The 23,667-nt window shown below is 69.4% G+C and carries 22 protein-coding genes; 14 read left to right on the forward strand and 8 right to left on the reverse strand.

The annotated features are described in order from the left end of the window. Positions 1-34 precede the first annotated feature (34 nt). On the forward strand, positions 35-1,006 hold the full coding sequence (locus AWQ71_RS33730) for an ankyrin repeat domain-containing protein (protein WP_067141320.1): 972 nt from the start codon (positions 35-37) through the stop codon (positions 1,004-1,006). A gap of 731 nt (positions 1,007-1,737) precedes the next feature. Here the strand turns inward: AWQ71_RS33730 and AWQ71_RS33735 are convergent. Then, positions 1,738-2,586, reverse strand: coding sequence for an ABC transporter permease (locus AWQ71_RS33735; RefSeq protein WP_067141322.1), 849 nt, complete (start codon positions 2,584-2,586; stop codon positions 1,738-1,740). Then, the gene (locus tag AWQ71_RS33740; RefSeq protein ID WP_067141325.1) at positions 2,583-3,599 is read right to left on the reverse strand and encodes an ATP-binding cassette domain-containing protein; all 1,017 of its coding nucleotides are present in this window, start codon (positions 3,597-3,599) and stop codon (positions 2,583-2,585) included. Before AWQ71_RS33740 ends, AWQ71_RS33735 begins: the two co-directional genes overlap by 4 nt. Positions 3,600-3,664: 65 nt before the next feature. On the opposite strand from AWQ71_RS33740, the gene AWQ71_RS33745 reads away from it, so the two are divergent. Then, the gene (locus AWQ71_RS33745) at positions 3,665-4,324 is read left to right on the forward strand and encodes a TetR/AcrR family transcriptional regulator (RefSeq protein WP_067141328.1); all 660 of its coding nucleotides are present in this window, start codon (positions 3,665-3,667) and stop codon (positions 4,322-4,324) included. A 6-nt stretch (positions 4,325-4,330) separates the two neighbouring features. Here AWQ71_RS33745 and AWQ71_RS33750 read toward each other — a convergent pair whose 3' ends face one another. Genes AWQ71_RS33750 through AWQ71_RS33760 form a run of 3 tightly spaced genes read right to left on the reverse strand, consistent with a single transcriptional unit; the run spans position 4,331 to position 7,006 of the window. Next, positions 4,331-4,963, reverse strand: coding sequence for a DUF47 domain-containing protein (locus AWQ71_RS33750; protein ID WP_067141331.1), 633 nt, complete (start codon positions 4,961-4,963; stop codon positions 4,331-4,333). Beyond that, positions 4,960-5,886: an inorganic phosphate transporter gene (locus AWQ71_RS33755; RefSeq protein WP_067141334.1), complete on the reverse strand. Its 927-nt coding sequence runs from the start codon at positions 5,884-5,886 to the stop codon at positions 4,960-4,962. Before AWQ71_RS33755 ends, AWQ71_RS33750 begins: the two co-directional genes overlap by 4 nt. A gap of 22 nt (positions 5,887-5,908) precedes the next feature. Beyond that, on the reverse strand, positions 5,909-7,006 hold the full coding sequence (locus AWQ71_RS33760) for an ROK family protein (RefSeq protein WP_067141336.1): 1,098 nt from the start codon (positions 7,004-7,006) through the stop codon (positions 5,909-5,911). 75 nt (positions 7,007-7,081) lie between these two features. On the opposite strand from AWQ71_RS33760, the gene AWQ71_RS33765 reads away from it, so the two are divergent. The 8 genes from AWQ71_RS33765 (at position 7,082) to AWQ71_RS33805 (ending at position 14,632) form a co-directional block, all read left to right on the forward strand. Further along, positions 7,082-7,543: a Gfo/Idh/MocA family protein gene (locus AWQ71_RS33765; RefSeq protein WP_084259595.1), complete on the forward strand. Its 462-nt coding sequence runs from the start codon at positions 7,082-7,084 to the stop codon at positions 7,541-7,543. A 54-nt stretch (positions 7,544-7,597) separates the two neighbouring features. Then, positions 7,598-8,814, forward strand: a protein-coding gene (locus AWQ71_RS33775; RefSeq protein ID WP_439650382.1) for an IS3 family transposase whose coding sequence is annotated in 2 segments (ribosomal slippage) — positions 7,598-7,910 and positions 7,910-8,814 — 1,218 coding nt in all. Because the reading frame shifts where the segments join, the coding sequence is not laid out codon by codon here. An 83-nt stretch (positions 8,815-8,897) separates the two neighbouring features. Continuing rightward, complete coding sequence (locus AWQ71_RS33780) at positions 8,898-9,641, forward strand: Gfo/Idh/MocA family protein (protein WP_067141347.1); 744 nt, start codon at positions 8,898-8,900, stop codon at positions 9,639-9,641. Then, on the forward strand, positions 9,638-10,894 hold the full coding sequence (locus AWQ71_RS33785) for an ABC transporter substrate-binding protein (RefSeq protein WP_067141350.1): 1,257 nt from the start codon (positions 9,638-9,640) through the stop codon (positions 10,892-10,894). Before AWQ71_RS33780 ends, AWQ71_RS33785 begins: the two co-directional genes overlap by 4 nt. Then, positions 10,891-11,784, forward strand: a complete 894-nt coding sequence (locus AWQ71_RS33790) for a carbohydrate ABC transporter permease (protein ID WP_067141353.1) — start codon at positions 10,891-10,893, stop codon at positions 11,782-11,784. Before AWQ71_RS33785 ends, AWQ71_RS33790 begins: the two co-directional genes overlap by 4 nt. Next, complete coding sequence (locus AWQ71_RS33795; protein ID WP_067141356.1) at positions 11,781-12,587, forward strand: carbohydrate ABC transporter permease; 807 nt, start codon at positions 11,781-11,783, stop codon at positions 12,585-12,587. Before AWQ71_RS33790 ends, AWQ71_RS33795 begins: the two co-directional genes overlap by 4 nt. Before the next feature lie 21 nt (positions 12,588-12,608). After that, a complete protein-coding gene (locus AWQ71_RS33800) occupies positions 12,609-13,436 on the forward strand; it encodes an endonuclease/exonuclease/phosphatase family protein (RefSeq protein WP_067141359.1) in 828 nt (275 codons plus the stop codon). Continuing rightward, positions 13,433-14,632, forward strand: a complete 1,200-nt coding sequence (locus tag AWQ71_RS33805; RefSeq protein ID WP_157570736.1) for an SGNH/GDSL hydrolase family protein — start codon at positions 13,433-13,435, stop codon at positions 14,630-14,632. Before AWQ71_RS33800 ends, AWQ71_RS33805 begins: the two co-directional genes overlap by 4 nt. Before the next feature lie 67 nt (positions 14,633-14,699). Here the strand turns inward: AWQ71_RS33805 and AWQ71_RS33810 are convergent, their stop codons facing one another. After that, the gene (locus AWQ71_RS33810; protein ID WP_218002069.1) at positions 14,700-15,716 is read right to left on the reverse strand and encodes a phosphotransferase; all 1,017 of its coding nucleotides are present in this window, start codon (positions 15,714-15,716) and stop codon (positions 14,700-14,702) included. Positions 15,717-15,917: 201 nt separating this feature from the next. Here AWQ71_RS33810 and AWQ71_RS42195 point away from each other — a divergent pair, with 201 nt between their 5' ends. Beyond that, entirely contained in the window at positions 15,918-16,463 is a 546-nt protein-coding gene (locus tag AWQ71_RS42195; protein ID WP_157570737.1) for a PM0498 family protein, read from the forward strand. Positions 16,464-16,629: 166 nt separating this feature from the next. Here AWQ71_RS42195 and AWQ71_RS33820 read toward each other — a convergent pair whose 3' ends face one another. Beyond that, a complete protein-coding gene (locus AWQ71_RS33820; protein WP_067141366.1) occupies positions 16,630-17,166 on the reverse strand; it encodes a hypothetical protein in 537 nt (178 codons plus the stop codon). A gap of 389 nt (positions 17,167-17,555) precedes the next feature. Beyond that, positions 17,556-17,921, reverse strand: coding sequence for a hypothetical protein (locus tag AWQ71_RS40940; RefSeq protein ID WP_084259587.1), 366 nt, complete (start codon positions 17,919-17,921; stop codon positions 17,556-17,558). Between the two features lie 134 nt (positions 17,922-18,055). On the opposite strand from AWQ71_RS40940, the gene AWQ71_RS33825 reads away from it, so the two are divergent. From AWQ71_RS33825 to AWQ71_RS33835, 3 genes are all read left to right on the forward strand, one after another. Further along, entirely contained in the window at positions 18,056-18,550 is a 495-nt protein-coding gene (locus AWQ71_RS33825; RefSeq protein WP_067141369.1) for a hypothetical protein, read from the forward strand. Between the two features lie 417 nt (positions 18,551-18,967). Next, positions 18,968-22,582: a WGR and DUF4132 domain-containing protein gene (locus AWQ71_RS33830; RefSeq protein ID WP_218002070.1), complete on the forward strand. Its 3,615-nt coding sequence runs from the start codon at positions 18,968-18,970 to the stop codon at positions 22,580-22,582. Next, positions 22,579-23,655: an ATP-binding protein gene (locus AWQ71_RS33835; RefSeq protein WP_067141375.1), complete on the forward strand. Its 1,077-nt coding sequence runs from the start codon at positions 22,579-22,581 to the stop codon at positions 23,653-23,655. Before AWQ71_RS33830 ends, AWQ71_RS33835 begins: the two co-directional genes overlap by 4 nt. Positions 23,656-23,667 lie beyond the last annotated feature (12 nt).

A 23,667-nucleotide genomic window follows, 5' to 3' on the forward strand; every position in this document is an offset into this window, starting at 1 on the left:
CTACTCGGTTCGGGCTGACGCGCAGGGAGACCAGGTGAGCAGGAACACGGAACATCTGGCGGCACGAGGCCTTGATCCCGACGCCATCCGGCGCAGGCTCTCCCAAGGCGGGGACCGCAGCTATCCCCGCAGCAAGAACGAAGACCTCCACGAGGCCGCCTACGAAGGTGCGTCCCAGGCGATCGACGTGCTCGTCGAGTACGGGGCGGATGTGGAGTCACTGGTGTGGGAGGAGACGCCGCTGTGGGTCGCGGTCCGCCGGGGCCACCGTGCCGCGGTAGCGGCACTACTGCGGGCAGGGGCCGACCCGTGGCGGCCGATCGTCGCCGGCCGCTCGGCGGGCGCGCTCGCGCTGACCGGCCCGCTCGCCGACCTGTTCACCGGCCTGCCTGCAGCTCCCGTCCTCGATTCCGGCAGTGTGCGGCGGCAGGCGGAGGCCGACGCGCTCGTCGCCCGCTATGACAACTGGGATACCTACTGTGGCGACGGCGAAGGGTTCGCGTTCGTCGCTGACGTCGATGAGGACGAGGCCATCCGCCGCCTTGGACTTGATCCTGCCTCTTGCCCGCTTCTCGACGAGGACGAGTACCACGAGATCTGGTCGGAGGCCGACGGAGACGCACTCTGGCTGGGGCAGCCGCCGGGTGGTACCGGAGTCGCGCTGTTCACCATGGTCAGCTTCGATCCGGGCAGCGACCACCTGTGGCGCCCGCTCAGCTCACCCGGCAGCGCCGTCTGCATCAGTACCAACATGGTCGCCCCCACCACGGTAGAGGTGTGGCGCGATGGAACCTGCATCCGGGATTTCCAGACTATGTCCGAACCTGACAACGACACGCTGGCCGAAGAGTGGCTCTGCCGCTTCTACGACCGCTCCGACGGCTCCGCGAGTACGTTGGCCCTCGGCCAGGCCCTCGGCACTTTGCTCACCGGGGTCGACATGGATGAGGACTGGCTGTTCCACGCACCCAAACGGCTCCTGGTCGTCCCCGGAAACATGCCATGACCGACGCGCTGAACGCCTCGGCTTCGGTGGCACAGGCAAGTCACCAGGTGGTTCACGGAGCCCGGGTGTGACACGATGCGAACCATGACGATCAGAAAGGGCGATGCCGCGTAGGCCGCCGAGCGCCATGCGCGCTCACCAAGCAGCAACCCGACGAGGTCGGTCAGTTCGCCAGATTCCCGGCCTGTCGAGCGGGACCGTTGCGGCGATCGCCCGCCTCGAGGCCCAAGGGTTGGGGACAGATACAGTCGCTGAAGCTTTTGATCAATACAGGGGTTTCCTCCAACGTCGCGGCCGGATCCTGTACCTCCCCATACATGAATGTCCCTGCTGCGATCCCACCGAGGCGCGGGACACTCTGGAACTCGCACTACGCCGACTGCCGCCCGCAGCCCGTCGCGATCTTGGGCGGCTGATCCGCCGCCTCGACGAGGAGTACCGCAGACGCACCCTCCCTGAGCCGCATCCTCACCAGCTGCCTCCGTGGAAGCTCGACGGATGGTGGCACCAGCGCATTGCCGACGACTGACGCGGACCTCAAATCCCGGCATCCACCACACCGTCCACGCCGGCCGGCACTTCGGCCCGGACGTACCGGGGGAGTCGTCTCCGCAGGGCAGCGCCACAGACCGCGCACCTACGCTTTGTCCTTCGGTGCGGCGTCGGCGATCACGCGCGGGCCGTCGGTTCTGGCCGGCTCGACTGTGTACCCGCCGGCGGCTTCACGCGGGTCAGCCCCGCCTGCTGTAGAGGCGGAGGGTGAGCGGCGCGCACACTGCGGTGATGACGGCGGTCGCGATGAGCGACCAGGCGACAGATCCGCCGGTGCCGCCGGCGTTGCTCATCAGACCCCTGGCCGCGGTCGCGACGTGGCTGAGCGGGTTGACCGCGACGAAGGCTTGGAGCCAGCCGGGCATGGTGCCGGGCTGGGCGAAGATGTTGCTGGCGAACGACAGTGGCATCAGTACGACGTTGGCGATGCTGATGACGACGGCCGGGTCGCGCACGAGCAGGGCGACCGCGGCCCACAGCAAGGACAGGGAGAGCCCGAAGGCGACGACCAGGGCTACTGCGGCGAGCACACCGGGTGCGCCACCGTCGGGCCGATAGCCCATGATCAGCCCGAGGGCCACCACGATGGCGGACGCGAACAGGTAGCGGGCGGCATCGCTCAACAGACCACCGAGCACGAAGGCGCCGCGCCAGACGGACAGGGCACGGAAGCGATCGAAGGCACCCGTGGTCACGTCCTGGGCGAGACGGGCACCGCCGTACATGGTGACGATGGCGATGCTCATAGTGAGCACACCGGGCAGGAGGAACTTGAGGTAGTCGCCGGGTGAGCCGCTGATGGCGCCGCCGAACAGGTAGGTGAACAGCACGGTGAACAGGATCGGGATGGCGACCGAGTCCACAAGCTGTTTGGGGTCGTGCTTGATCTTGAGCATCGCCCGCCGGCCGAAGGTCGCGGAGGCGGCGAGTGCTCCGGCACGGCGGCGTGACCGGCCTGCGGCGAGCAGGATGTCGATCTGGTGGGTCTGCGCCGCGGCGGGGCGCGTGACGGCGGCCGGGGCGCTCATGCGCTCACATCCTGGTGGTCGATGGCGGTTGGGCCGGCCGTGTGGCCGGTCAGGGCGAGGAAGGCCTCGTCCAGGCTGGGCTGGCCGAGAGCGACCTCGGCGACACCCACCCGGGCTTCGGCGAGCTGGATCATGGCGCGCCCGACCATCCGGCCCACGTCTGTCCCGTCAGCGGGGGTGGCGACCAGCATGGACAGGGCGAGCGGGTCGGCGGCGAGATGCACCGTCCCCTCCAGGGCGCCGGCCAGGACCTGTTGCGCTCGCGGACGCTGGTCGCCGTCGAGGAGCCGGACGTGCAGCGTGCCCGAGCCGACTCGGGATTTGAGCTGGGCGCTGGTGCCTTCGGCGACGATCCGGCCGTGGTCGATGACGGCGATCTGCTCGGCGAGCTGGTCGGCCTCCTCAAGGTACTGAGTGGTGAGCAGCACCGTGGTGCCGGCCGTGGCGATCTGGCGGACCAGCTCCCACACCTGGCTGCGGCTGCGCGGGTCGAGCCCGGTGGTCGGCTCGTCGAGGAACAGCAGGTCCGGGGTCACGATCAGGCTGGCCGCGATGTCCAACCGGCGGCGCATCCCGCCGGAGTATCCACCCACCGGGCGGCCGGCCGCGCCGGTCAGCTCGAAGGCGGCGAGCAGGTCATCGGCTCGCTGTTTGCCGGCGGCGCCGGACAGGCCGTTCAGGCGGCCGAGGATGATGAGGTTCTCATACCCGGTCAGGTCCTCATCCAGGGCGGCGAACTGCCCGGTCACGGCCACCCGGGCCCGGATCGCGTCCCGCTCGCTGATCACGTCGTGACCGAGGACACGGGCGGTGCCGCTGTCAGGCCGGGTCAAGGTGGCCAGGATGCGGATCGTGGTGGTCTTGCCCGCTCCGTTGGGGCCGAGGAACCCGAACACCTGACCGCGCCGGACCGTGAGGTCGATCCCGTCCAGCGCTCGGTTCTCGCCGTAGACCTTGACCAGGTCGTGCGCCTCGATCGCCGGGTGGTCCCCGGCCTTGCTTTTCTTTGACATGTTGTAAGAGTTGATTATCTCTTACGGCTTGTCAAGGCTATGGCCGAACGGATAGCTTGGCCGGGATGGATGACTCGCCAGACACCGCCACGTCGGCCCGCCCCCGGCGGTCCGACGCCCGGCGCAGCATCGACGCCATCCTCAACGCGGCCCGCATCGTGCTCGGCGAGCGACTCGACGCCAGCATGGGAGAGATCGCCACCGCGGCCAACGTCACCCGCCAGACCGTCTACGCGCACTTCCCCTCACGCGACGCCCTCATTGCCGCCCTCATTGAGGCCGCAGCCGCCGAATACTCCGACCTGCTCGACGCCGCCGGCCTGGAAACCGCCCCGCCCGCCGACGCGCTGGCCCAGTTCCTCGACGCGGGCTGGCAGTTCCTCCGCCGCTACCCCCTCCTGCTGAGCCCCACGCTGACCGGGATCCCGCGGCCCAAGACCAACGACCCCCACGACCTCGTGCCCCCACGGCTCGAACGGCTCATCCGGCGAGGCCAGCGCGCAGGCGACTTCGACCGGTCACTCCCGGCTGCCTGGCTCGTCGCCGCCGTCATCGGGCTCCAGCACGCCGCCGCGGCAGAAGTCGCCGACGGGCGCCTCACTGCCCGTGAGGCGGCGGCGCTGTGCCTGGACAGCACTCTGCGCCTCTGTGGCGGCAGCGACCGGCCAACTGCGAGCCGCCAGCGTCCTGACTCGAACGCCCGGCGCCGACCCTGCGAGCCCTGACCGGCCTCAGCGTTTCATCGCGCCGTCGGCGGCGGCGTCCGCGGCCTGGGCGACAGCCAGGCCGGCGGTCTGCAGCCGGCCCGCCAGCTCACGCTCCTTCAGCGCCGCGGCGCTCGGCTCGCCGGAGAGGATCCGGGCGAGCTCGTACTGGTACATCCTGCGCACCGCGCCGCCGGCCTTCTTGGCGACCAGGGCGTCCTGCACCGCGGCCGACGGCTGTGACGCCAGGCCCCGCACGGCCTCCTCCAGCGCCTCGATGCCCGCGATCACCTGGTCGAGCAGCGGGATGAACCTGACCTGCCGCGGAACCCCGTACAGGTGCGACTCCCTGACGAAGTCACGCAGTGAGTCGAGCACGTCGTCGATCGAGCGGGACAGCCTGAACAGGTCCTCGCGGTCGATCGGCGTGACCAGCGCATGTCTCAGCTCCTCGACCAGCCGTGCCCGTTCGCGGTCGCCGACGTGCTCGATCGCGCGCATGCGCTCATGCGCGCCCGCCCGGTCCACCTCGCCGCCGAGCATCGCCATCGCCAGCCAGGCGCCCTCCTTGGCCGCCCCGAGCTGCGCCATCAGGGCCTCGGTCAGCGCGCTGTCCATGCGTCCCGCCAGCAGGTCGCGGAGGCGGCCCAGCCGTCTCATGCCGTCGCCGTTCCGGCCATCGCGAACGCCGCCACACCGCCGAGGGCCGCACTCGCGGGAAGTGTCAGCAGCCAGGCCAGGGCGATCCTGGCGGCGGCGTGCCAGCGAACCCGGCCACCGCCTCGCATCAGGCCGGCGCCGATCAGGCCGCCCGCGACCGACTGGGTCATGCTCACCGGCATCCCGGCCGCCGCGCAGCCGATCACCGTGACGCCCGAGCCCAGCTCGGCCGCCACGTTGTGCAGCGGGCGTGAGGCGATGATCTCGCGGGCGAGCGTACGACCCGCGCGCGGCATTCCGTACAGCGCCCCGGCGCCGAACAGCACGGCGGCCAGCGCGGTGACCGCCGGCGGCGCGCCCGGCACGCCCAGAGCCAGGGTGAAGACGGCGAGCATCTTCTGTCCGTCGTTGGCGGCGTAGGCCAGGCACTGCAGCCCGAACCCGGCCCAGTGCCAGTGCCGCAACCCCCGCACCGTGGTCACGAGAGTCAGCAGCCGGGACACCACCGGCGCCGCCAGCGCTCCGGCGAACGGCGCGGCCAGCCCGACCGCCAGGACGAGGGCGACCGCGCCCGCGTCAACGGGCATCCCGCCGCCGAGCGCGGTCCCGGTGAGCCCGCCGACGACGGCCAGCGTGAGACTGGTCGGCCGCCCGAAATGGGTGAGCGTGAGCACGACGGCCAGGGCCGCGAGCACCGCGACCGTCGTCGTGCCCTGGCCGGCGGGACCGGCGAGGCGCCGTACGAACGTCCGCGCCACTTCGTGGGTGAGCAGCGGCACCAGCGCGTTGGCCGCCACCAGTACGGCGAGACCGAGGGCGGGCCGCACGGTGGGCAGCTTGTGACCTGTCGCGAGTAGCGCGCCGCCGTCGTTCATGCCCGCGACGACGGCGAACAGCGCGGCGACCGCGACCCCTAACGCCATGCGAGCCGTCCGGGCCGTGCCGTCACAGGTCGAGCCTCTCGCGTTCCACGTGGTCGAGGGCCATCCGTACGCCGCCGAGCGCGATGCTCTCCTCGCCGAAGGTGGAGAGCGCGACCTCGGGCGGGTTGAGGCACATGCCGGCCAGGTGGGTGCGCATCGGGCCGAGCAGCAGTTCCCCTGCGCGGGAGAAGCCGCCGCCCACCACGACCAGCTCGGGGTCCACCACGAGCACGAGCGCCGAGGCGCCGCGGGCCAGGCCGTACGCGAGACGGTCGACCACGGCCAACGCCCGTTCCTCGCCCGCCCGCGCCGCCTCGAAGACCTCCTCCGCGTCGCGTCCGTCGCGCGCGAGCACGACGGACATGTCCTCCCAGCCGACGAGGGGCAGCCTTCCCAGCTCGCCCGCGCTACCGGTACGCCCGGCGCGCAGCCGGCCGTCGAGCATCAGGCCGTGGCCGGCCCGGTAGCCGGACAGCACGTAGACCATGTCGTCGACATGCCGTGCGCTGCCGCGCCAGTGCTCGGCGAGGGCCGCGAGGTTGGCGTCGTTGGCGGCGAAGCCCGGGCAGTCGAACCAGCGCCCGACCTGCCCCCCGAGGTCGAGCCCGGTCCAGCCGGGGATCAGGTGGGACACGCTTACGCGGCCCGAGCGGTCGACGACGCCGGAGGTGCCCGCCGTGGCCGCCCACACACCCCCGCGCGAGACGTCGGCGGCGCACGCGGTGGCCGCCTGCTCGGCCAGGGCGAGCCGCTCGGCGGCCGGCAGGTGCTCGTCGACGTCGAGGCGCCGCTCGGTCAGGACGTCGCCGTTCAGGTCGGCCAGCATGGCGAAGATCCGGCGAGGGCCGATGTCGACTCCGACGACGTGACCCGCTTCGGCCCGGAACCTGAAGCGCCGGGCGGGCCGGCCGGCGCCGCCCTCGGTGGGTGCCGCCTCCTCGGCGAGGCCGCGCTCGGTCAGGTCGGCGATCGCCACCTCGGCGGTCTGCCGGGACAGGCCCGCGGCCCGTGCGAGCTGGGTGAGCGTCTGGGCGCCCCCCTGCCGCAGGACCTGCAGGGTGGCTCGCGTGTTGAGCCGGCGGAGGAGCGCGGTGTCATGAGATACACCGGATGTTCTCATATCCCCCCTTGACTGTTCTCCTGGGCAAACTCTAGCTTTACGTCGCGTCTTCTCATAATTGGAGAGTTACAGGTGATGCAGCAAGTCAGCCTTGCCCTCGTGGGCGCGGGCGCCCGGGGGAGCAGGTACACCACTTGCGCGACAGAGGGTGGCCGGGCGCGGCTCGCCGCCGTCGCGGAACCGGACCCGCGGCGCCGCGCGGGCATGCTCGCCGAGCACCCCGGCGCACTCGGCTTCGAGGACTGGCGCGAGCTGGCCGCGCGTCCGCGCGTCGCCGATGCGGTGATCATCGCCACGATGGACGCGGACCACGTCGAGCCCGCCGTGCGCTTCGCCGAGCTGGGGTACCACATCCTGCTGGAGAAGCCGATGGCCGTCCGGCTGGAGGACTGCCGGCGGATCATCGAGGCGGCCCAGAAGTCGGGCGTGGTGTTCGCCGTCTGCCACGTCATGCGCTACACGCCCTACACCCGGGCCGTGAAGGCCGTGCTGGACAGCGGCCGGATCGGTGAGATCGTCAGCGGGGCTTGCCCCTGAAGCGTGGACACCTTGACTACCGGATGATGGAGATCCGGAGACAAGGAGTTCCACGTGGCGATGAAGTCGTACCCGCCGGAGTTCAAGGCGGACGCCGTCGCGTTGTACCTGTCCGATCCGGCCCGAACGCTGAAGTCGGTCGCGCAGGATCTGGGCATCAGTCGTGAAACCCTGCGTAACTGGGTCCGCCAGGCCCAGGCGAACGGCACCGCTGGGGCAAAGCAGACGGGCCCGGCGAAGAAGCCTGCGCGTGGCCCACTATCCTCCGACGACGTGCTGGAAGAGGAGAACAAGCAGCTCAAGGCGCGGATCCGGGAGCTGGAGATGGAGCGCGACATCCTGCGCCGGGCGGCGAAGTATTTCGCGGGCGAGACGAACTGGTGAGCCGTTTCCAGTTCGTTGCCGACCACCGGGACGCCTTCGGGGTGAAGCGGCTGTGCCGGGTGCTGGCGGTGTCTCGATCCGGCTTCTACCAGTGGCTTAAGGCGGCACCGGCTCGGGCGGAGCGGGCCGAGGCCGATGCCGCGCTGGCGGAGGAGATCAAGCGGATCCACGATGAGTTCGACGGCACCTACGGCAGCCCGCGCGTCACCGCCGAACTGCGTGCCCGGGGGCGGCGGGTCAACCGCAAGCGGGTGACACGGGTGATGCGTGTCTTCGGCATCGCCGGGCTGCGGTTGCGCAAGAAGGTGCGCACCACCGTCAGCGAGCCGTCGCACCAGAAGGTGCCCGACCTGCTCCAACGTGACTTCACCGCGCCCGCACCCGGCCGGCGCTATGTCGGCGACATCACCTACCTGCCGCTGGCCGACGGCGGTTTCCTCTATCTGGCGACCGTGCTGGACCTGCACTCGCGCCGCTTGGCGGGCTGGTCGATCGCCGATCACATGCGCACCGAGCTGGTCGCCGACGCGCTGAGGGCCGCTCAGGCGACGCGCGGCAGCCTGACCGGGGCGATCTTCCACTCCGATCATGGGGCGCAATATACCTCCGCCGAGTTCGCGGCCCTGTGCGGCCGGCTCGGGGTGCGTCAATCGATGGGTGTTGTGGGGAGCAGCGCTGACAACGCCGCGGCCGAGGCGTTCAACGCCAGCCTCAAACGCGAGACCCTTCAGGGGGCTCGGCATTGGTCTACCGCCCACGCCGCCCGCCTGGCCGTCTTCCGATGGATCACCCGCTACAACACCCGAAGAAGACACTCCGCTCTCGACTACCTCAGCCCGACCGAGTACGAGCAGCGTCCTCTCGATAAGGTGCTGCTCGCCGCATGACCACCGGTGTCCACACTTCGGGGTGAAGCCCCAGCATCGAGCACCTCGAGCCGGTCGGCTGGTGGCATCACGCGCACTCCTATGTGCGGGGCAACTGGCGGCGTACGGATGAGGCCACCTTCATGCTGCTCGCCAAATCGTGCCATGATCTCGACTGGCTCACGTACATGATCGGCCAGCGCGTCACGCGGGTCTCGTCGTTCGGCGGACTCAAGCACTTCACGGCGGCCAACCGGCCCGACGCGGCGGCGGACCGCTGCCTCGACTGCACGCTGGTCTCCTCCTGCCCGTACGCGGCCCAGCGCATCTACCTCCCCTACGTCGGCGGCGCCGAAAGCTGGCCGCTGAACGTGCTGACCTCGGACCCCACAGAGGAGGGCGTGCTGCACGCCCTGCGTGAGGGTCCGTACGGCCGGTGTGTCTACGCCTGCGACAACGACGTGGTCGACCACCAGGTGGTCAACCTGGAGTTCGAGGGCGGCGCGACGGCGTCGTTCACCATGACGGCCTTCTCTCCCAAGGCGCCGCGCAAGACCCGCATCTTCGGCACCCGGGGCTCGATCGACGGCGACGGCGCCCTGCTCACCGTCACCGACTTCGTGACCGGGGCGACGGAGGTCATCGACGCCCACGTCCCCAAGGACGGGCACAGCGGCGGCGACGAGGGCCTCATCACCGCCTTCCTCGACGCGGTCGGCGGCGCGGACCCGGCCGCCATCCGCTCCAACCCCAAGGAGAGCCTGCACAGCCACGAGATCGCGTGGGCGGCCGAGGAAGCCAGGCTCACCGGAACCGTCGTCACCATCCCCTCGAAGGAGCAGCCATGACCAGACCCCTCATGCTCACCGGCGCGCTGACACTGGCGCTCGCCGCCACCGCCGCGTGCGGAGGCGGAGGCGGAGGCGACCAGACCGCCGCGGGTGACGGGCGCGGCCCGATCACCTTCACCGACACGCAGAGCCACGAAGAGGCCAGCCGAAAGGTCATCGACGCCTGGAACGCCGCGCACCCCGACGAGAAGGTGACGCTGGACATCCAGCCCAAGGACGCCGACAGCCAGCGGCAGCGCCTGATCAACAACGCCCAGACCAAGTCCGACGCGATGGACGTCATCATGCTGGACGCGGTGTGGACGGCCGAGTTCGCCGCGAACCGCTGGGTGGACGAACTGCCCGCCGACACGGTCAAGGCGGACGACCTCCTCGCACCCACCCTGGAGACCGCCGAATACCGCGGCAAGCTCTACGCGATGCCCTGGCTCACCGGCACCGGCCTGCTCTACTACCGCAAGGACCTGGTCGACAAGGCCCCCACGACCTGGGCGGAGATGAAGGACACCTGCGACAAGGTCCTGCCCAAGCAGAAGGGCATGTCCTGCTACGCCGGGCTGCTCGACAAGTACGAGGGCCTGACCGTCTCCTTCGCCGAGGCCGTCCAGTCGGCCGGCGGCACCGTCCTGGACGACTCCGGCACTCCCACGCTGGAGACCGACGTCGCCAAGGCGGGCCTGAACTTCCTCGTGGACGGCCTCAAGAGCGGCCTGATCCCGAAGGAGGGCATCACCTTCAAGGAGGACGAGGTCAAGAACGCCCTCCAGACCGGCAAGGTGCTGTTCGCCCGCAGCTGGGCCTCGCTGTACGGCACCGCGAACGCTCCCGACAGTCCCGTGACCGGCAAGGTGGACGTCGCCCCCATCCCCGGACTGGACGGTCCCGGCAGCGGCACCCTCGGCGGCGCCAACCTGGCCATCTCCGCGTTCTCCAAGCACAAGGCCACCGCCCGGGACTTCCTGGCCTTCTTCACCGCGGGCGAGCAGATGAAGACCTGGGCCACGATCAACAGCACCCCCGTGGCGCGTACCGGCCTTTACGACGACCAGGACCTCATCGCCAAGTACCCCTACCTGCCGTCGCTGAAGGAGGGCGTCCTCAAGGCCAAGGCCAGGCCGGTCGCGGTCAAGTACGGTGACGTGACCTCGGCGATCCAGAACGCCGTCTACCCGGCTCTGACGGGTGAGGTGACGCCCGACCAAGCGCTGTCCGGGCTGCAGCAGCAGCTGTCGGGGCTGCTCAAGCAATGAGGCGCGGCTCGCGGTGGTTCGCCGCACTGATGATCTCCCCGACGCTGCTCGTCCTCGTCCTCGTCGTGCTCTATCCGCTGCTCGCCGCGGCTCGCGAGTCGATGTACGTCCGTGGCGAGGGCCTTGACGCCGACGGCTTCGTGGTCGAGGGCGAGCGGTTCGTCGGAGTGGCCAACTACGCCGGTCTGGTGGGCGAGCGCTTCGTCAACGCCTTCGCCAACACCACCGTGTTCACCCTCGCCACGGTGGCGGTGGAGACCGTGCTCGGTGTCGCGATGGCGCTGGTCATGCACGGCGTTCTGCGCGGCAGGGGACTGGTGCGGGCGAGCATCCTCATCCCGTGGGCGGTGCCGACCGCCATCTCCGGGCTGATGTGGCGGTGGGTGTTCCAGGCCGACGGCGTCGCCAACGCGATCATCGGCCAGAAGATCCTGTGGACCACCGAGGGCGTCCAGGCCAAGCTCGCCGTCATCATCGCCGACACGTGGAAGACCGCGCCGTTCATCGGGCTGCTCGTGCTGGCCGGGCTGCAGATCATCCCGGACATGGTGTACGAGGCGGCGAAGGTGGACGGCGCGTCGGCCTGGCAGACGTTCTGGCGAATCACCCTGCCGCTGGTCAAGCCGGCTCTGGTGGTGGCCGTCCTGTTCCGCATCCTCCAGGCGCTGGCGATGTTCGACCTGCCGTTCGTGATGATCGGCCGCGGCAAGTTCTCCGTGGAGACGCTGTCCGCCCTGATCTGGGACGAGGCCACCCAGCTCAGGTACGGACCCGCGGCGGCGTACGGCATCGTGCTCATCGCCTACGTCTCCGTCATCGTGTTCGTCTTCGTCCGGCTGCTCGGCGCCGACCTGCTGGCCGATGCGCGATCAAGGAAGGAGCGGGCGTGAGGAGGACCCTCACCGCCGGGCTCATCGTGGTGTACTGCCTGGCGCCGTTCTACTGGATGGTCGTCTCCAGCCTCCGTCGTACGGTCGACATCTTCTCCACCACACCCTGGCCTTCGCCGCCGTCGCTGGAGAACTACGCGGCGGTCTTCGGCGGGCACAGCGACTTCGGCCGGGCACTACTCAACAGCCTGATCGTCTCGGGCGTCACCACCGTGCTCACGCTGGCCGTCGGCGTCTGCTGCGCGTACGCGCTGGCCCGGCTGACCTTCCGCGGCAAGAACCTCGTGCTGGCGCTGATCATCGGCACCTCGATGTTCCCCGGTGCGCTGCTGATCGTGCCGCTGCTCAAGCTGTTCACCGAACTGGGCTGGATCAACACCTACCACGCCATGATCGTGCCGAGCATGTCGTTCGCTCTGCCGCTGGCCGTCTGGACGCTCACCGCGTTCTTCCGCCAGATGCCGCACGAACTGGAGCAGGCCGCCACCATCGACGGCTGCACCCGCTGGGGCGCGTTCCGGCGGGTGATCCTGCCGCTGGCGGCGCCGGGCGTGTTCACCACGGCGATCCTCGCGTTCTTCGCCACCTGGAACGAGTTCATGATCGCCCTGACCATGATCAGCAAGGCGGACATGCAGACCGCCACCATTCGGGTGGCCCAGTTCGGCGGCGCCTCCGACTTCGACACGCCCTTCGGCACGCAGATGGCCGCCGGCGTCGTCGTCACGATCCCCCTCGTGATCCTCGTTCTGGTCTTCCAGAAGCGGATCGTCGCCGGGCTCACGTCCGGCGCGCTCAAGTAACCAGGAAAGGAACCCCCCACGATGAGCATCAGCAGGAGAGGTCTGCTCGGCGCGACCGCGGTCGCGATGGCCGGCGTCGGACTGGCCGCGATCCCCGCGTCCGCGACGGTGGAGAAGCGCCGGATCAAGCGCGGGGTCATCCGCGTGGCCTCCTTCAACATCCACTACGGCGCCGGGGCCGACAACGTCTTCGACCTCCAGCACGTGGCCGAGGTCATCGAGGCGATCGACGCCGACGTGATCGGCCTGCAGGAGGTCGACAAGTTCTTCCGTCCACGCAGCAACTGGCTCGACACCGCGAGCGAGCTGGCCAAGATGCTCGGGATGCACCACACCTACGGCCCCAACATCGACCAGGACCCGCTGGAGGAGGGGCAGCCGCGCAGGCAGTACGGCACCGCGTTCCTGTCCCGCTGGCCCATCCTCGAATCGCGCAACACCCACCTGCCGCTGTACGCCGGCAGTGAACCGCGCGGCCTGCTGGAGGCCGTCGTCGACATCCAGGGGAAGCGGGTACGGTTCGGCAACTCGCACATGCAGCACACCAGCGACGCCGAGTGGCAGGAGCAGGCCGACACCATCGTGAACCTGCTCGGCCAGTCGGCCGAACCGGTCGTCTTCCTGGGCGACACCAACGCCGTGCCCGCCTTCGGCGGCATCAAGACGTTCACCGACCGCTACGACGACGTGTGGGCACGGGTCGGCATCGGCGAGGGTCTGTCGGCGGACAACAAGTGGCGCTTCGACTACGTCTTCGTGCCCAAGGGCACCGACGTCCGCTCGGCCTGGCTGATGTGCACCGACGCCTCCGACCACCAGCCGCTCGTCACCGACCTTCTGCTGTCGTGAAAGGGACGACGGTGCTCCGCGCCCTGCTCGTCGCCTCACTCGGCCTGGCGTTGACCGCCGCACCTGCCCGGGCGGACATCGACGACCACTGGACCGACGCCTGGGCCACCGCGCTCCATCGCTCGTCGGCCGCCACGCCGCCGCCGGTCTACCAGGACCAGACCATCCGCATGGTCGTGCCCATGCGCGGCTCCGGCAACGCCGTGCGCGTCCGGCTCTCCAACGCCCACGGAGACCAGCCCGTCACGTTCGGCGCGGCCACGGTGGCGCTGCGGGACAGCGGCGCCGCCCTGGCGGACGGAACGCTGAAGCAGGTCACGTTCTCCGGCGCGACCTCGGTGACGGTCCCCGCCGGGCAGGTTGTGCACAGCGACCCGGTACGCCTGCACGTCACCGAGGGCCAGGACCTGGCGGTCAGCGTCTACCTGCCCTCCGCCACCGGCCCGGCGACCTGGCACCGCTCCGCCGTACAGACCAACTACGTCTCCGGGCCCGGCGACCACACCGTCGACCCGGACGGCGGCTCCTTCCCTGCCACTGTGCGGAGCTGGATCTTCCTGGACGCGGTCGCCGTGACCAGGGGTCCGACCCCCGGCACGCTGGTGGCCGTCGGCGACTCCATCACCGACGGCTCGGGCACCGCGGTCGACGGCTTCGAACGCTGGCCCGACTACCTGGCGGCCAGGTTCGCGGCCAAGCCGGGACGCCACCCCGCGGTGGTGAACGCCGGCATCGGCGGCAACAGCGTGCTCGCCGACACCGCCCAGGACGGCCAGAGCCTGCTGAACCGCATGGAACGCGACGTGCTCGCCCGGGAAGGACTGACCCACGTCATCCTCCTCGAAGGCGTCAACGACCTGCGCAACAGGGCAACCGCCGACGAGCTCGTCGCCGCCTACCGGGAGATCATCGCCAGGGTGCACGCCCGGGGCGCGAAGATCTACGGCGGCACGATCACCCCGTTCAAGGGCGGCTCCGCCCACACACCCGCCGCCGAAGCCCACCGCCAGGCGGTCAACGCGTGGATCGCCACCAGCGGCGAGTTCGACGGCGTGGTGGACTTCGCCGCCGCCGTGGCCGACCCCGAGGACCCGCAGTCGCTGAATCCCGCCTACGACCGGGGCGACCATCTCCACCCCAACGCCGCGGGCTTCGCCGCGATGGCCGCGGCCGTGGACCTCTCCCTCTTCCGCTGACCTGTCTGTCCGCCCCGGCCCGGATGCCCCTCGGGCCGGGGCGGGGTATCGGCGGGTCTATCGCAGGTCAGTCCCGGATGGATTCGAGATAGCCGGTCAGATAGGTCAACGACGCGGCGATGTCCGCACCGAGGCCGTGCGGCCGGCGCAACTCGTCGACGAAGGCGGCGATGTCGGCCAGCCGCCACCAGAGAGAGTAGAGAGCGAGGCCGGCCGGTGTGACGGTCCGTCCGGTGGCCCGGCTGTAGCGGGAGAGTACGTCGGCGGCGTCGCCATCCGGGTCTTCGCCGAGCATGCGGGCGAGGGCGGGGGTGAGCATCCACAGGTCCCGTTCCGGCGGAGCGATCTGCACGGTGCCCCAGTCGATGAGCCGGAGTCCGGCCGGGGTACGCATGACGTTGCCGGGGTGCGGTTCGCCGTGGGTGATCACCCAGACCGGCACGGTGTTCTGTACGTGGTCGACCCGCCGGTCGAAGTCGGCGAGCAATCGTCGGACTTCCCCGGCATGGACGGACAGCAGCTTGCGGGCCGGCTCGGCATAAGGCCCGCCGGTCCACTCCCGATCGAGGTCCCGCAGCGCCTCCTCCAGCTTGTCCCGGCCGGGCAGCACCAGGTCAGCCCGTGACGCGGTGTCCGCCACGAGCGGGGTCGCCCGGTGCAACTCGGCCAACAGGTCGATCACCTCGGCGCGATCCTCGGGCCGGTGCGCGCCGAACTGCCCGGCGACACCCGCCACCATCGGAAACACCGACAGGGCGTACCGCGAGGTCAGCCGCCAGAGCGCGGCGCCGGTCGCGGCCGGGATCGGCGCGAGGACGAAGTCGAGCCCCGCCTCCCGGTGCAGTGCCAGGGCGGCGCCGAACGACTGGCCGAGCCGGTCGAACGCGCCATCACGACCGATGTCCTCCACGCCGAGGTCATCGACCTTGACGAACCATGCCGTCCCACGCCGGTCCCCCACGGACCAGTGGTAACTGCCTGCGCCCACGGGAAGGTACTCGACCGAGTGGGGCTCAATGCCCCAGCCCTCGGTCAGTGCCACCATCAGCTCGGCCTCCGCCAGATCTGCCGGTCTGTCCCTCATGCGCCGACATCCTGCCTCAATTTCCGCAGAGCCGCGGATCATTTGTGACGCGCCGTCAATCCCCGTAGCGGTGCAACAGCAAATCGGGCTCGGCACGCCTGGCGCTGGTGCATGAACTTCACCGGCCGGCATCACGGCCGGGGCGCCTTTCCGAATTCGTGCAAACTGGTGAACCGCCACCGTGGCCGGTACCGTACGCCGATGTTCACCATCCGTATGAACGAGGCGGCGGCATCTGCGCTTCAACCGCTGGCGCCTGCCGATCCGCCACCCGCGGCTCCCGTTGTCGGTCAAGGGCTACATGACAAGTTCGCCCAGGGGCTCACGTACAACGAAGGTGCTCTGACATTCGCTGACCACGTCGGCCAATGGGCTGCGCAGCCTTCTGTGTCGGCAGCGATCGCCGAGATGGGTTGGCAGGATCTGACCGGCTATGAGGGCAACGTCAACGCTTTTCATCTGGAGGACTATGCGCCGGTTCATGTGGCGATCCTTGATGGCGGGCAACCCCAGATCAGGTACGAGGATCAGGTCATGTTGCTGCGGCTCGGCCTGGTTGTAGCGGACAGCGTGTTCGGCCTCATCCGAGCTCTACCGGAGCCGGTTCCCGTCCGATGCGTTATCAACGCGAACGAAACCGCCGCCACATTTCGCTTTCACCAGATCCGCTCCGGGGAAGACTGGGTCAATCTGGAGTTGGACCGGTACCGGGCGGACATGGTAGCCGTCATTGACCGCCATCCCTGATCGGAGATCCACTCCTGGAAACGCGCGCGTTGTGTCTTCGCCTCGCGCCGGAATTGCCGCTCCGCAGGAACGCTTCACGCCTGCCGAGGAAGACGAAGGCGTTGTCGGACCGGTCGACGTAGGAGGCGAGGCACTCGGTCAGGCCCAGCCCGCAGGCTCATTCCCTCTATTGCCATGGTGCGAGGTGGTGAACAGGATCGTCTTCGAGGGAGAGCTCACGCCGGATGAGAGCGTAGGTCGAGCAGAACTGCACAGGTTTCTCCAGGTGGAGAGCGGTGAACGGTTCCGATGCCGCGCGCGTTACATCCAATCTGATGGTGTAGCCGGTGTTCAGAACCTCGTCGTCCGACCCCTGGCTGTCGATCGAGCTGAATCGAAGTGAATCTTCCGTCCCTTGCCATCCACCCGCAGCCTGCCATTCATAATGCAACTCCACACTCTCAGGTTTCGGGCAGCGCCAGCGAAAGCGGCCGATGTCCATGCCGCCCGCGAGGTTGGCCCACGCACTCCAGCCGCGGCCATCCGGTAGAAATCCCAGCCAGCTGGTCTCCATGGACCCAAGGTCGTAGGGACCGCTGTCCCAGAGGCCTACCAGGTTCTCGTCGTACATGCCCGTCAGGGTGGCATCGATGCGGCGGCCGTACAACGTCTGATCGTCGCGCCAATAGCGTGCCATAACGGACGGCGACCAGCGGGTAACCACGGGGCCTAATGATCACTCGACCACGCTGATCTGAACCCCTGTTTTCCCAGTTCAGGACGGCAGGATCAGTAACCTTTTCCCCGGCTGGCAGCTCCGAGGACGCCGTCACTCGATGGCTCCACCTTGTTTCCTGCCAAGTGGCGACGAGGTTCGGCGGCTCAGTCCGTGCACCCCGAGGCCCCGCCCGTTACCGTGCGATCGACCCCGCCGCCTGGACGACCATAGTCGCTGCGAGTATGAGTTCGGGAGTGATTTTCGGTTGACACGAGTACCGGTCGACAAAGGGTTGGTCGTCCTGACCTGCACTGAACTGCTGGAACGACACGAGATCAAGTCTTTAATCCGCTGATTCGTGCGTTGGCCTTCGGACGTGCTTTTCTGGTGGGACGTCACTCGCAGGAGGCCGCCGTTTCAACGATGAGATCTTCAGGCCGTGGGAGCGCGGCCGGCTCATCTTCGATGGAGTAGACCTCAAGACGCGAAAGGTGGCCTTCTTCGACGAAGAGCAAGGCGCCGTCACTGCGCCCGCGTACGGCGGCGGAGATCAGCACGCCGTATTGCACCGGTGATGTGAGCGCGCGAGGTTCTGTTCCCGCGCGGAGGTCCACTGTCGCGCATCCGCATGCGCATCGCCCGCTGATAACTGCCGAAGGAACCTGAGCCCGAAGTTCGTCCGCGCCGGGGAAGTCCTGCGCGAGGAGCGCCAGGATGACGGCTTGCTCCTCGACTGAAAGATGACGCTCGCTACTCGACACGGCGTCACGGTAGCGGATCGGGTGTGGCCAAGAGGCCGGCGGCCTTCAGTGACGTCCGGTGATTTTCCGGCAGTGCTTCGGGGGCTCATCGGACACCTCTTAACGGCCCCGAGTTTCGCGCTTATGATCATTTGGTGGCGTATTCCACCTCCGACCCGGGAGCGGCCTCGTCGTCGCGCGTTGCGATACGGCTGTGGACGCTTCGAGTCGCCCAGATTGTGGGCGCTGGGGCGGTCGGGGCTCTGATGACGGTCTGCTTGGTACCACTGTTGATTTTCGGAATGCTTATTGCGGGTGGGGCCGGCCTCATTTTCGTCTCCATCCCCGTGGGCATCGTCGGCACAGTCGGACTGCTGGCCGTGGTCGCCCTCTTGACCGGTGGTGCCTCGTCGCTCGCGTCCGCGTCTCGGGTGGGTTGGGCCATCCTTGTCTTTGTCGGGGGGACGGCGGGTTGGATTACCGGCGCTTTGATCTTCCAAGGCGGGTTTCCCGGCCCTCGCGGGGCGGTCCTGGTCTACAGCGGTATCCCTTTCGCCTTGGCGGCCATAGCCTGCATGGGCCGCTGGGCGATAGCCATCTCCCTCCTGACAGCCGTGGCCGTGCTGGCGACGCTGCTCCACGTGAGGTAACGACTGCGACGGAAATGCCGACAGCTGACAGCGCCCCGGGTACTGCACACCCATAGGTGGCAGACCGCCTACAGCGAAATCATGCCCGCCGGCTACCTGAACGGGTCACTAATCGGCGAGCGCAAGGCCATGTGGAAAACCCGGCTCACTGCCGTCGGCCCTGAATCGGATCACGCCTCCTGCCTGCTCGTCGTCGCCGAGGGCGCCGCCGTCGCAGCTCTGTTCGCCGCCTGCCACACGGGCCGAGCCCCTCACTGCGACCGTCTGTGGCGCCGACGGAACCTCCGCGCCGGCGCCGCCGACACCGCCGGAACCTCCGTACCGGCGGCGACTGCGCGATCATCGTGGATCCGCCCCCGAGCCTGATCGACCAGCTTCCGTGGCTCTTATTCCGTCGGTAATGCGGTGAGGGTCAGTTTGTCAGTCTTGCGCGCAATACTCACCGCTGGCGATCAGAGCGCGGTTACTCCGGCGCTTGAACGACGAGTTCTGCATCGACCCCAGCGTGGAGGTATCGGCATGAGCGCAGATCGGATGCTGACCTATGTCGGCGGCGGTTCGGCGAAGTTCTGGGAAGTGCGTCAAAACGGTACAGAGCTGAAAATTCGGTATGGGCGGGTGGGCGCAGCCGGTCAGGCGCAGGTCAAGTCGTTCGACTCAGCAGCCGCCGCCGAGGCGGCGGCCGACAAACTGGTGGCAGAGAAGGTACGTAAGGGCTACACGGAAGACGAAGCGGTCGCCGCGCCGGTGACCTCCCCGGCGGGGATCGACAGCGTCGGGGACGAGGACCGGCTGACGATGCCGGCCGCTTGGCTGCGCGCTCTTCATCCGCGGCGGGGTGGCGTGAAGGTCGCCGTGAAAAGGCTGGACGCGGGCGCGCCGAAGAAACTCGCCGCGACGGTGGACGAGCGTCGGCAGCTGATCCTCGACTCGCTGGCGAAGTCGCCCGACCCGGAGATCGCCGCCGCGGGCGCGGCGTACCTGGCCGGGGAGCCCACCGCCGCGCCGCTGGGCGCCGCGGTGGTCGCCGCAGTGGTGGCCGTGTCCCAGGCATGGCATGAGCGGACGTTGCTGCCGCTGTTCGCCGAAGCCTGGCTGGTCGAACGCGGACTGGTGTTCGCGGCAGTGGCCGCGACCGAACTGGCCTCGCTGGGATTCGATTTCGACGGGCACGCGTGGCCGGTTCGGCGGCTGGCTGCCGGTGATTCCCCTGAGCATTGGTACGGCTGGAAGCGGCTGGAGCCCGCCACGCGGGTCCGCGCCGTCCTCGCGGCCGCATCGGACACCGAGTATGCCGAGGTCGTCGCGGCGCTGGCGGTGAGCCGTGAGGGCGGGGCCCACCATCGGGCCGCGGCTTCCTACCTGGCGCCGAGCGAGGTTGGCTGGGTCGCGGCCGACTGCGCCGAAGTGAGCGACGTCGACCCCGGTCTCGCCCTCGGCCTGGTCGCCGCGATCAGCACGCCGGAGCATTGGGAGCTCATCGTGAGTTACGTGCGGGGTTACTTCATGATGAGCTCTCTTGCCCTTCCTGCCACGGTTGTCGACGGGATGGGTGACGCGGCCGTGCCGGTGCTGGCCGGCTGGTTCGATGAGGCCTACGACGCGGAAAGCCAGCGGCGGCTGCTGGGTATGCTCGCCGAACTGCCGGCCGACGCGGCGATGCGGGCACTCCTCGACCGGATCGAGCACACGTACACGCAGCCGGCCCTCCTGCGCGCGGCGGCCCGCTTCCCGCGCCGGGCGATGCGGATGCTGGCCACCTCCGGTGGCAAGGTCGCGGACTTGCTGCTGCGTGCCCACGTGCTGGGCCATCTCGACCTGGTGGCGGAGGTGCTTGCGAGCGTCGATGCTGTCGCCGCCGAGCGGATCAACAAGATCGCAACCGCTGAGACCGTCGCCATCGCTCCGCTCGAGGCCTTGCCCGAGATGCTGGTCAGCCCGCCGTGGACCCGGCCACGTACGGTCCGCAAGCCGGTTGTTGTGAATGGCCTGGTGTGTGCCGATGAACCGACCGTGGTGTGGGGGCCGGGCGAGCGGGACAACTGGCGTCCCGCCCGGCCAGGGCAGAGTTCATGGGGTCGGCCCTCGCACCAGCGCTGGGAAGAGATCGCCGACAAGATCGCCGGTGCCGGGGAGGGGGCCAACTGGTACGACGAGATCGCCCTGTTCGTCTCCGGGCCGGCGGAGCTGGCCGGACCGCTGATCGAGAAGTGGCGTCCGGCTGACCAGTGGGATGCCTCCGAATGGATGCCGAGGGTGGTCGCCAGGTTCGAGCTGGCCGCGCTCCCCACGGCGTTGGACAGCGCCCGGCGTAGCCCCGCCGCGATCGCTCCGGCGCTGCTTCCGTTCGCCGGCCCGGAGGTCGCGGTGCTGATGGCCGAGTGGCTGTCCCGGCTGAAGTCGGTGCGCGCCACCGCGCTGGCGTGGCTGGCGCGCCACCCCGAGGCGGCCGCGAGGGCCCTGATCCCGGCGGCCCTGGGCAAGCCCGGGGTGGCCCGGCGACAGGCGGAGCAGGCGCTGGCGGTGCTGGCCGCGGGCGGTGGCCGTGACGCTGTGGCGGAAGCCGCCGCGGGTTACGGCCCCGCCGCCGAGGCCGCGGTCGCCGACCTGCTCTCGGCTGATCCGCGCGACGCGCTGCCTGCCAAGATGCCCGTGCTGCCCGAGTGGGCGGACATCGCGATCTTGGCGCCGATCCACCTGCGCGGCGACGCGGGCGCGCTGCCGGCCGAGGCGGCCCGCCATGTGATGACGATGCTGGCGATCTCCCGGCCCGGTGATCCGTACGCCGGTCTCGCCTCGGTCAAGGAGGCCTGCGACAGCCGCAGCCTCGCGGACTTCGGCTGGGCGTTGTTCCAGCGTTGGCAGGCGGCCGGCTACCCGTCCAAGCAGAGCTGGGTGATGGACGCGCTGGGACTGCTCGGCGACGACGAGACCGTCCGGCGGCTGACGCCGTTGATCAGGACCTGGCCCGGTGAGGGCGGACACGCCCGTGCGGTCGCAGGCCTGGACCTGCTGGCCATCATCGGCTCCGAGGTCGCGTTGATGCACCTGCACGGCATCGCCGAGAAGGTCAAGTTCAGCGGGCTCAAGAACCGGGCCATGAAGAAGATGGACGAGGTCGCCGCAGAGCTCGGCCTGACGCCGCAGGAACTGGCCGACCGGCTGGTGCCGGACTTCGGGCTGTCCGCCGACGGCAGCCTGACCCTCGATTACGGCCGCAGGCAGTTCGTCGTCGGCTTCGATGAGCAGCTCAAGCCATACGTGGCCGACGCCGAGGGGAAGCGGCTCAAGAACCTGCCCAAGCCGGGGGCGAACGACGATCCCGAGCTCGCGCCCTCCGCCTACCAGCGGTTCGCCGGGCTGAAAAAGGACGTACGCGCCGTGGCCGCGGACAACATCCGACGACTGGAGCAGGCCATGGTGAGCCGGCGCCGCTGGAGCGGTGCGGAGTTCAAGCGGCTGCTCGTCGGCCATCCGCTGCTCTGGCACATTGTGCGACGGCTGACGTGGGGGCTCTACGATGCCTCGGGTCAGCTCATGGGCGCCCTGCGCGTGGCCGAGGACCGCAGTTTCGCCGATATCGAGGACGACACGCTGACGTTGCCCGACGAGGCCGTTGTCGGGGTGGCGCACCCGCTGGAGCTGGGGGAGAGCCTCGCCGCCTGGGCCGAGGTGTTCGCCGACTACGAGATCCTGCAGCCGTTCCCGCAACTGGGCCGGGAGACATATGACCTGGACGAGACGCTGCTGACCGAGATCGGCGCCGCCAAGATTCCCACCGGCAGGGTGATCGGCCTGGAACGGCGTGGCTGGCGGCGAGGCGAGCCACAGGACGCCGGCATCCAGGGCTGGATCGAGCGGGATGTGGCCGACGGCAGGATCATCACGATCGGTCTCAATCCGGGCATCGCGATCGGCTACCACGACTTCGCCGACGAGCAGACCCTGGAGGGGGTGGGGGGCGTCCTCGACGGCCTCGATCCGATCACCGTCTCCGAGGTCATGCGAGACCTGCGGGAGATCACCCGATGAACGAGCACGTCCAGCGGCCCCCGGCCGAGATCCGCTACGCCGACGAGCTGGCCCGGCTGCGGGAGAACGACACCGACGACCGCCCGCCCGGCTGGGCGTTGAGCCTGCGGGCCGCCCGGCGCTTCGTCCTCGGGGACGAGAAGCTGGGCATCAGCCGCAAGTTCGTGGGCGACCCTTCGCTGATCGACCGATCCCTGGTGACGCTCGCGACCAACCGCGGGCTGATGCTGGTGGGCGAGCCGGGCACGGCGAAGTCGCTACTGTCCGAGTTGCTCGCCGCGGCGGTGAGCGGAACCTCGACACTCACCATCCAGGGCGGAGCTGCCACCACCGAAGACCAGATCAAATATTCGTGGAACTACGCGCTGCTGGTCGCCGAGGGCCCGTCCACCCGGTCACTGGTGGCCGCTCCGCTGCTGCGCGGCATGGCCGAGGGCAAGGTGGTGCGCTTCGAGGAGATCACCCGGTGCCCGCTGGAGGTGCAGGACTGCCTGCTGTCGCCGCTGTCGGACCGCGTGCTCGCCGTACCGGAGCTGACCGGTCCGGAGGCGATGGTGTTCGCCCAGGAGGGGTTCACCGTCATCGCCACCGCCAACACCCGCGACCGCGGCGTCAACGAGATGAGCGCCGCGCTCAAGCGCCGGTTCAACTTCGAGACGGTCTTCCCGATCGCCGACTTCGACACCGAGCTGCTGCTGGTGGAGGCGGAGGCCACCGCTCTCCTGAAGCGGTCGGGCGTCGGCGCGCCGCCACGGCGCGACGTGCTGGAGGTCCTGGTCACCGCGTTCCGGGAGCTGCGCGAGGGGCAGACCGCGCGCGGTGACGCCACCGACCGGCTGTCGGGGGTGATGAGCACCGCCGAGGCCGTCTCGGTCGCACATGCCGTCGGGCTGCGCGGCTGGTTCCTGCGCGGAGAGCCCGGCACCGCCGCCGACCTGGTCTCCTGCCTGGCCGGTACGGCGGCCAAGGACAATCCGGAGGACCTGGCGAAACTCCGCAGATATCTGGAGCGGAGGCGGCACGGAGACCAGTGGAAGGCCTTGTACGAGGCCCGTCACCTGCTGCCGGGCTGACGATGGCGGTCA

Source organism: Microtetraspora malaysiensis (assembly GCF_001528665.1).
Classification (GTDB): Bacteria; Actinomycetota; Actinomycetes; order Streptosporangiales; family Streptosporangiaceae; genus Microtetraspora_A; species Microtetraspora_A malaysiensis.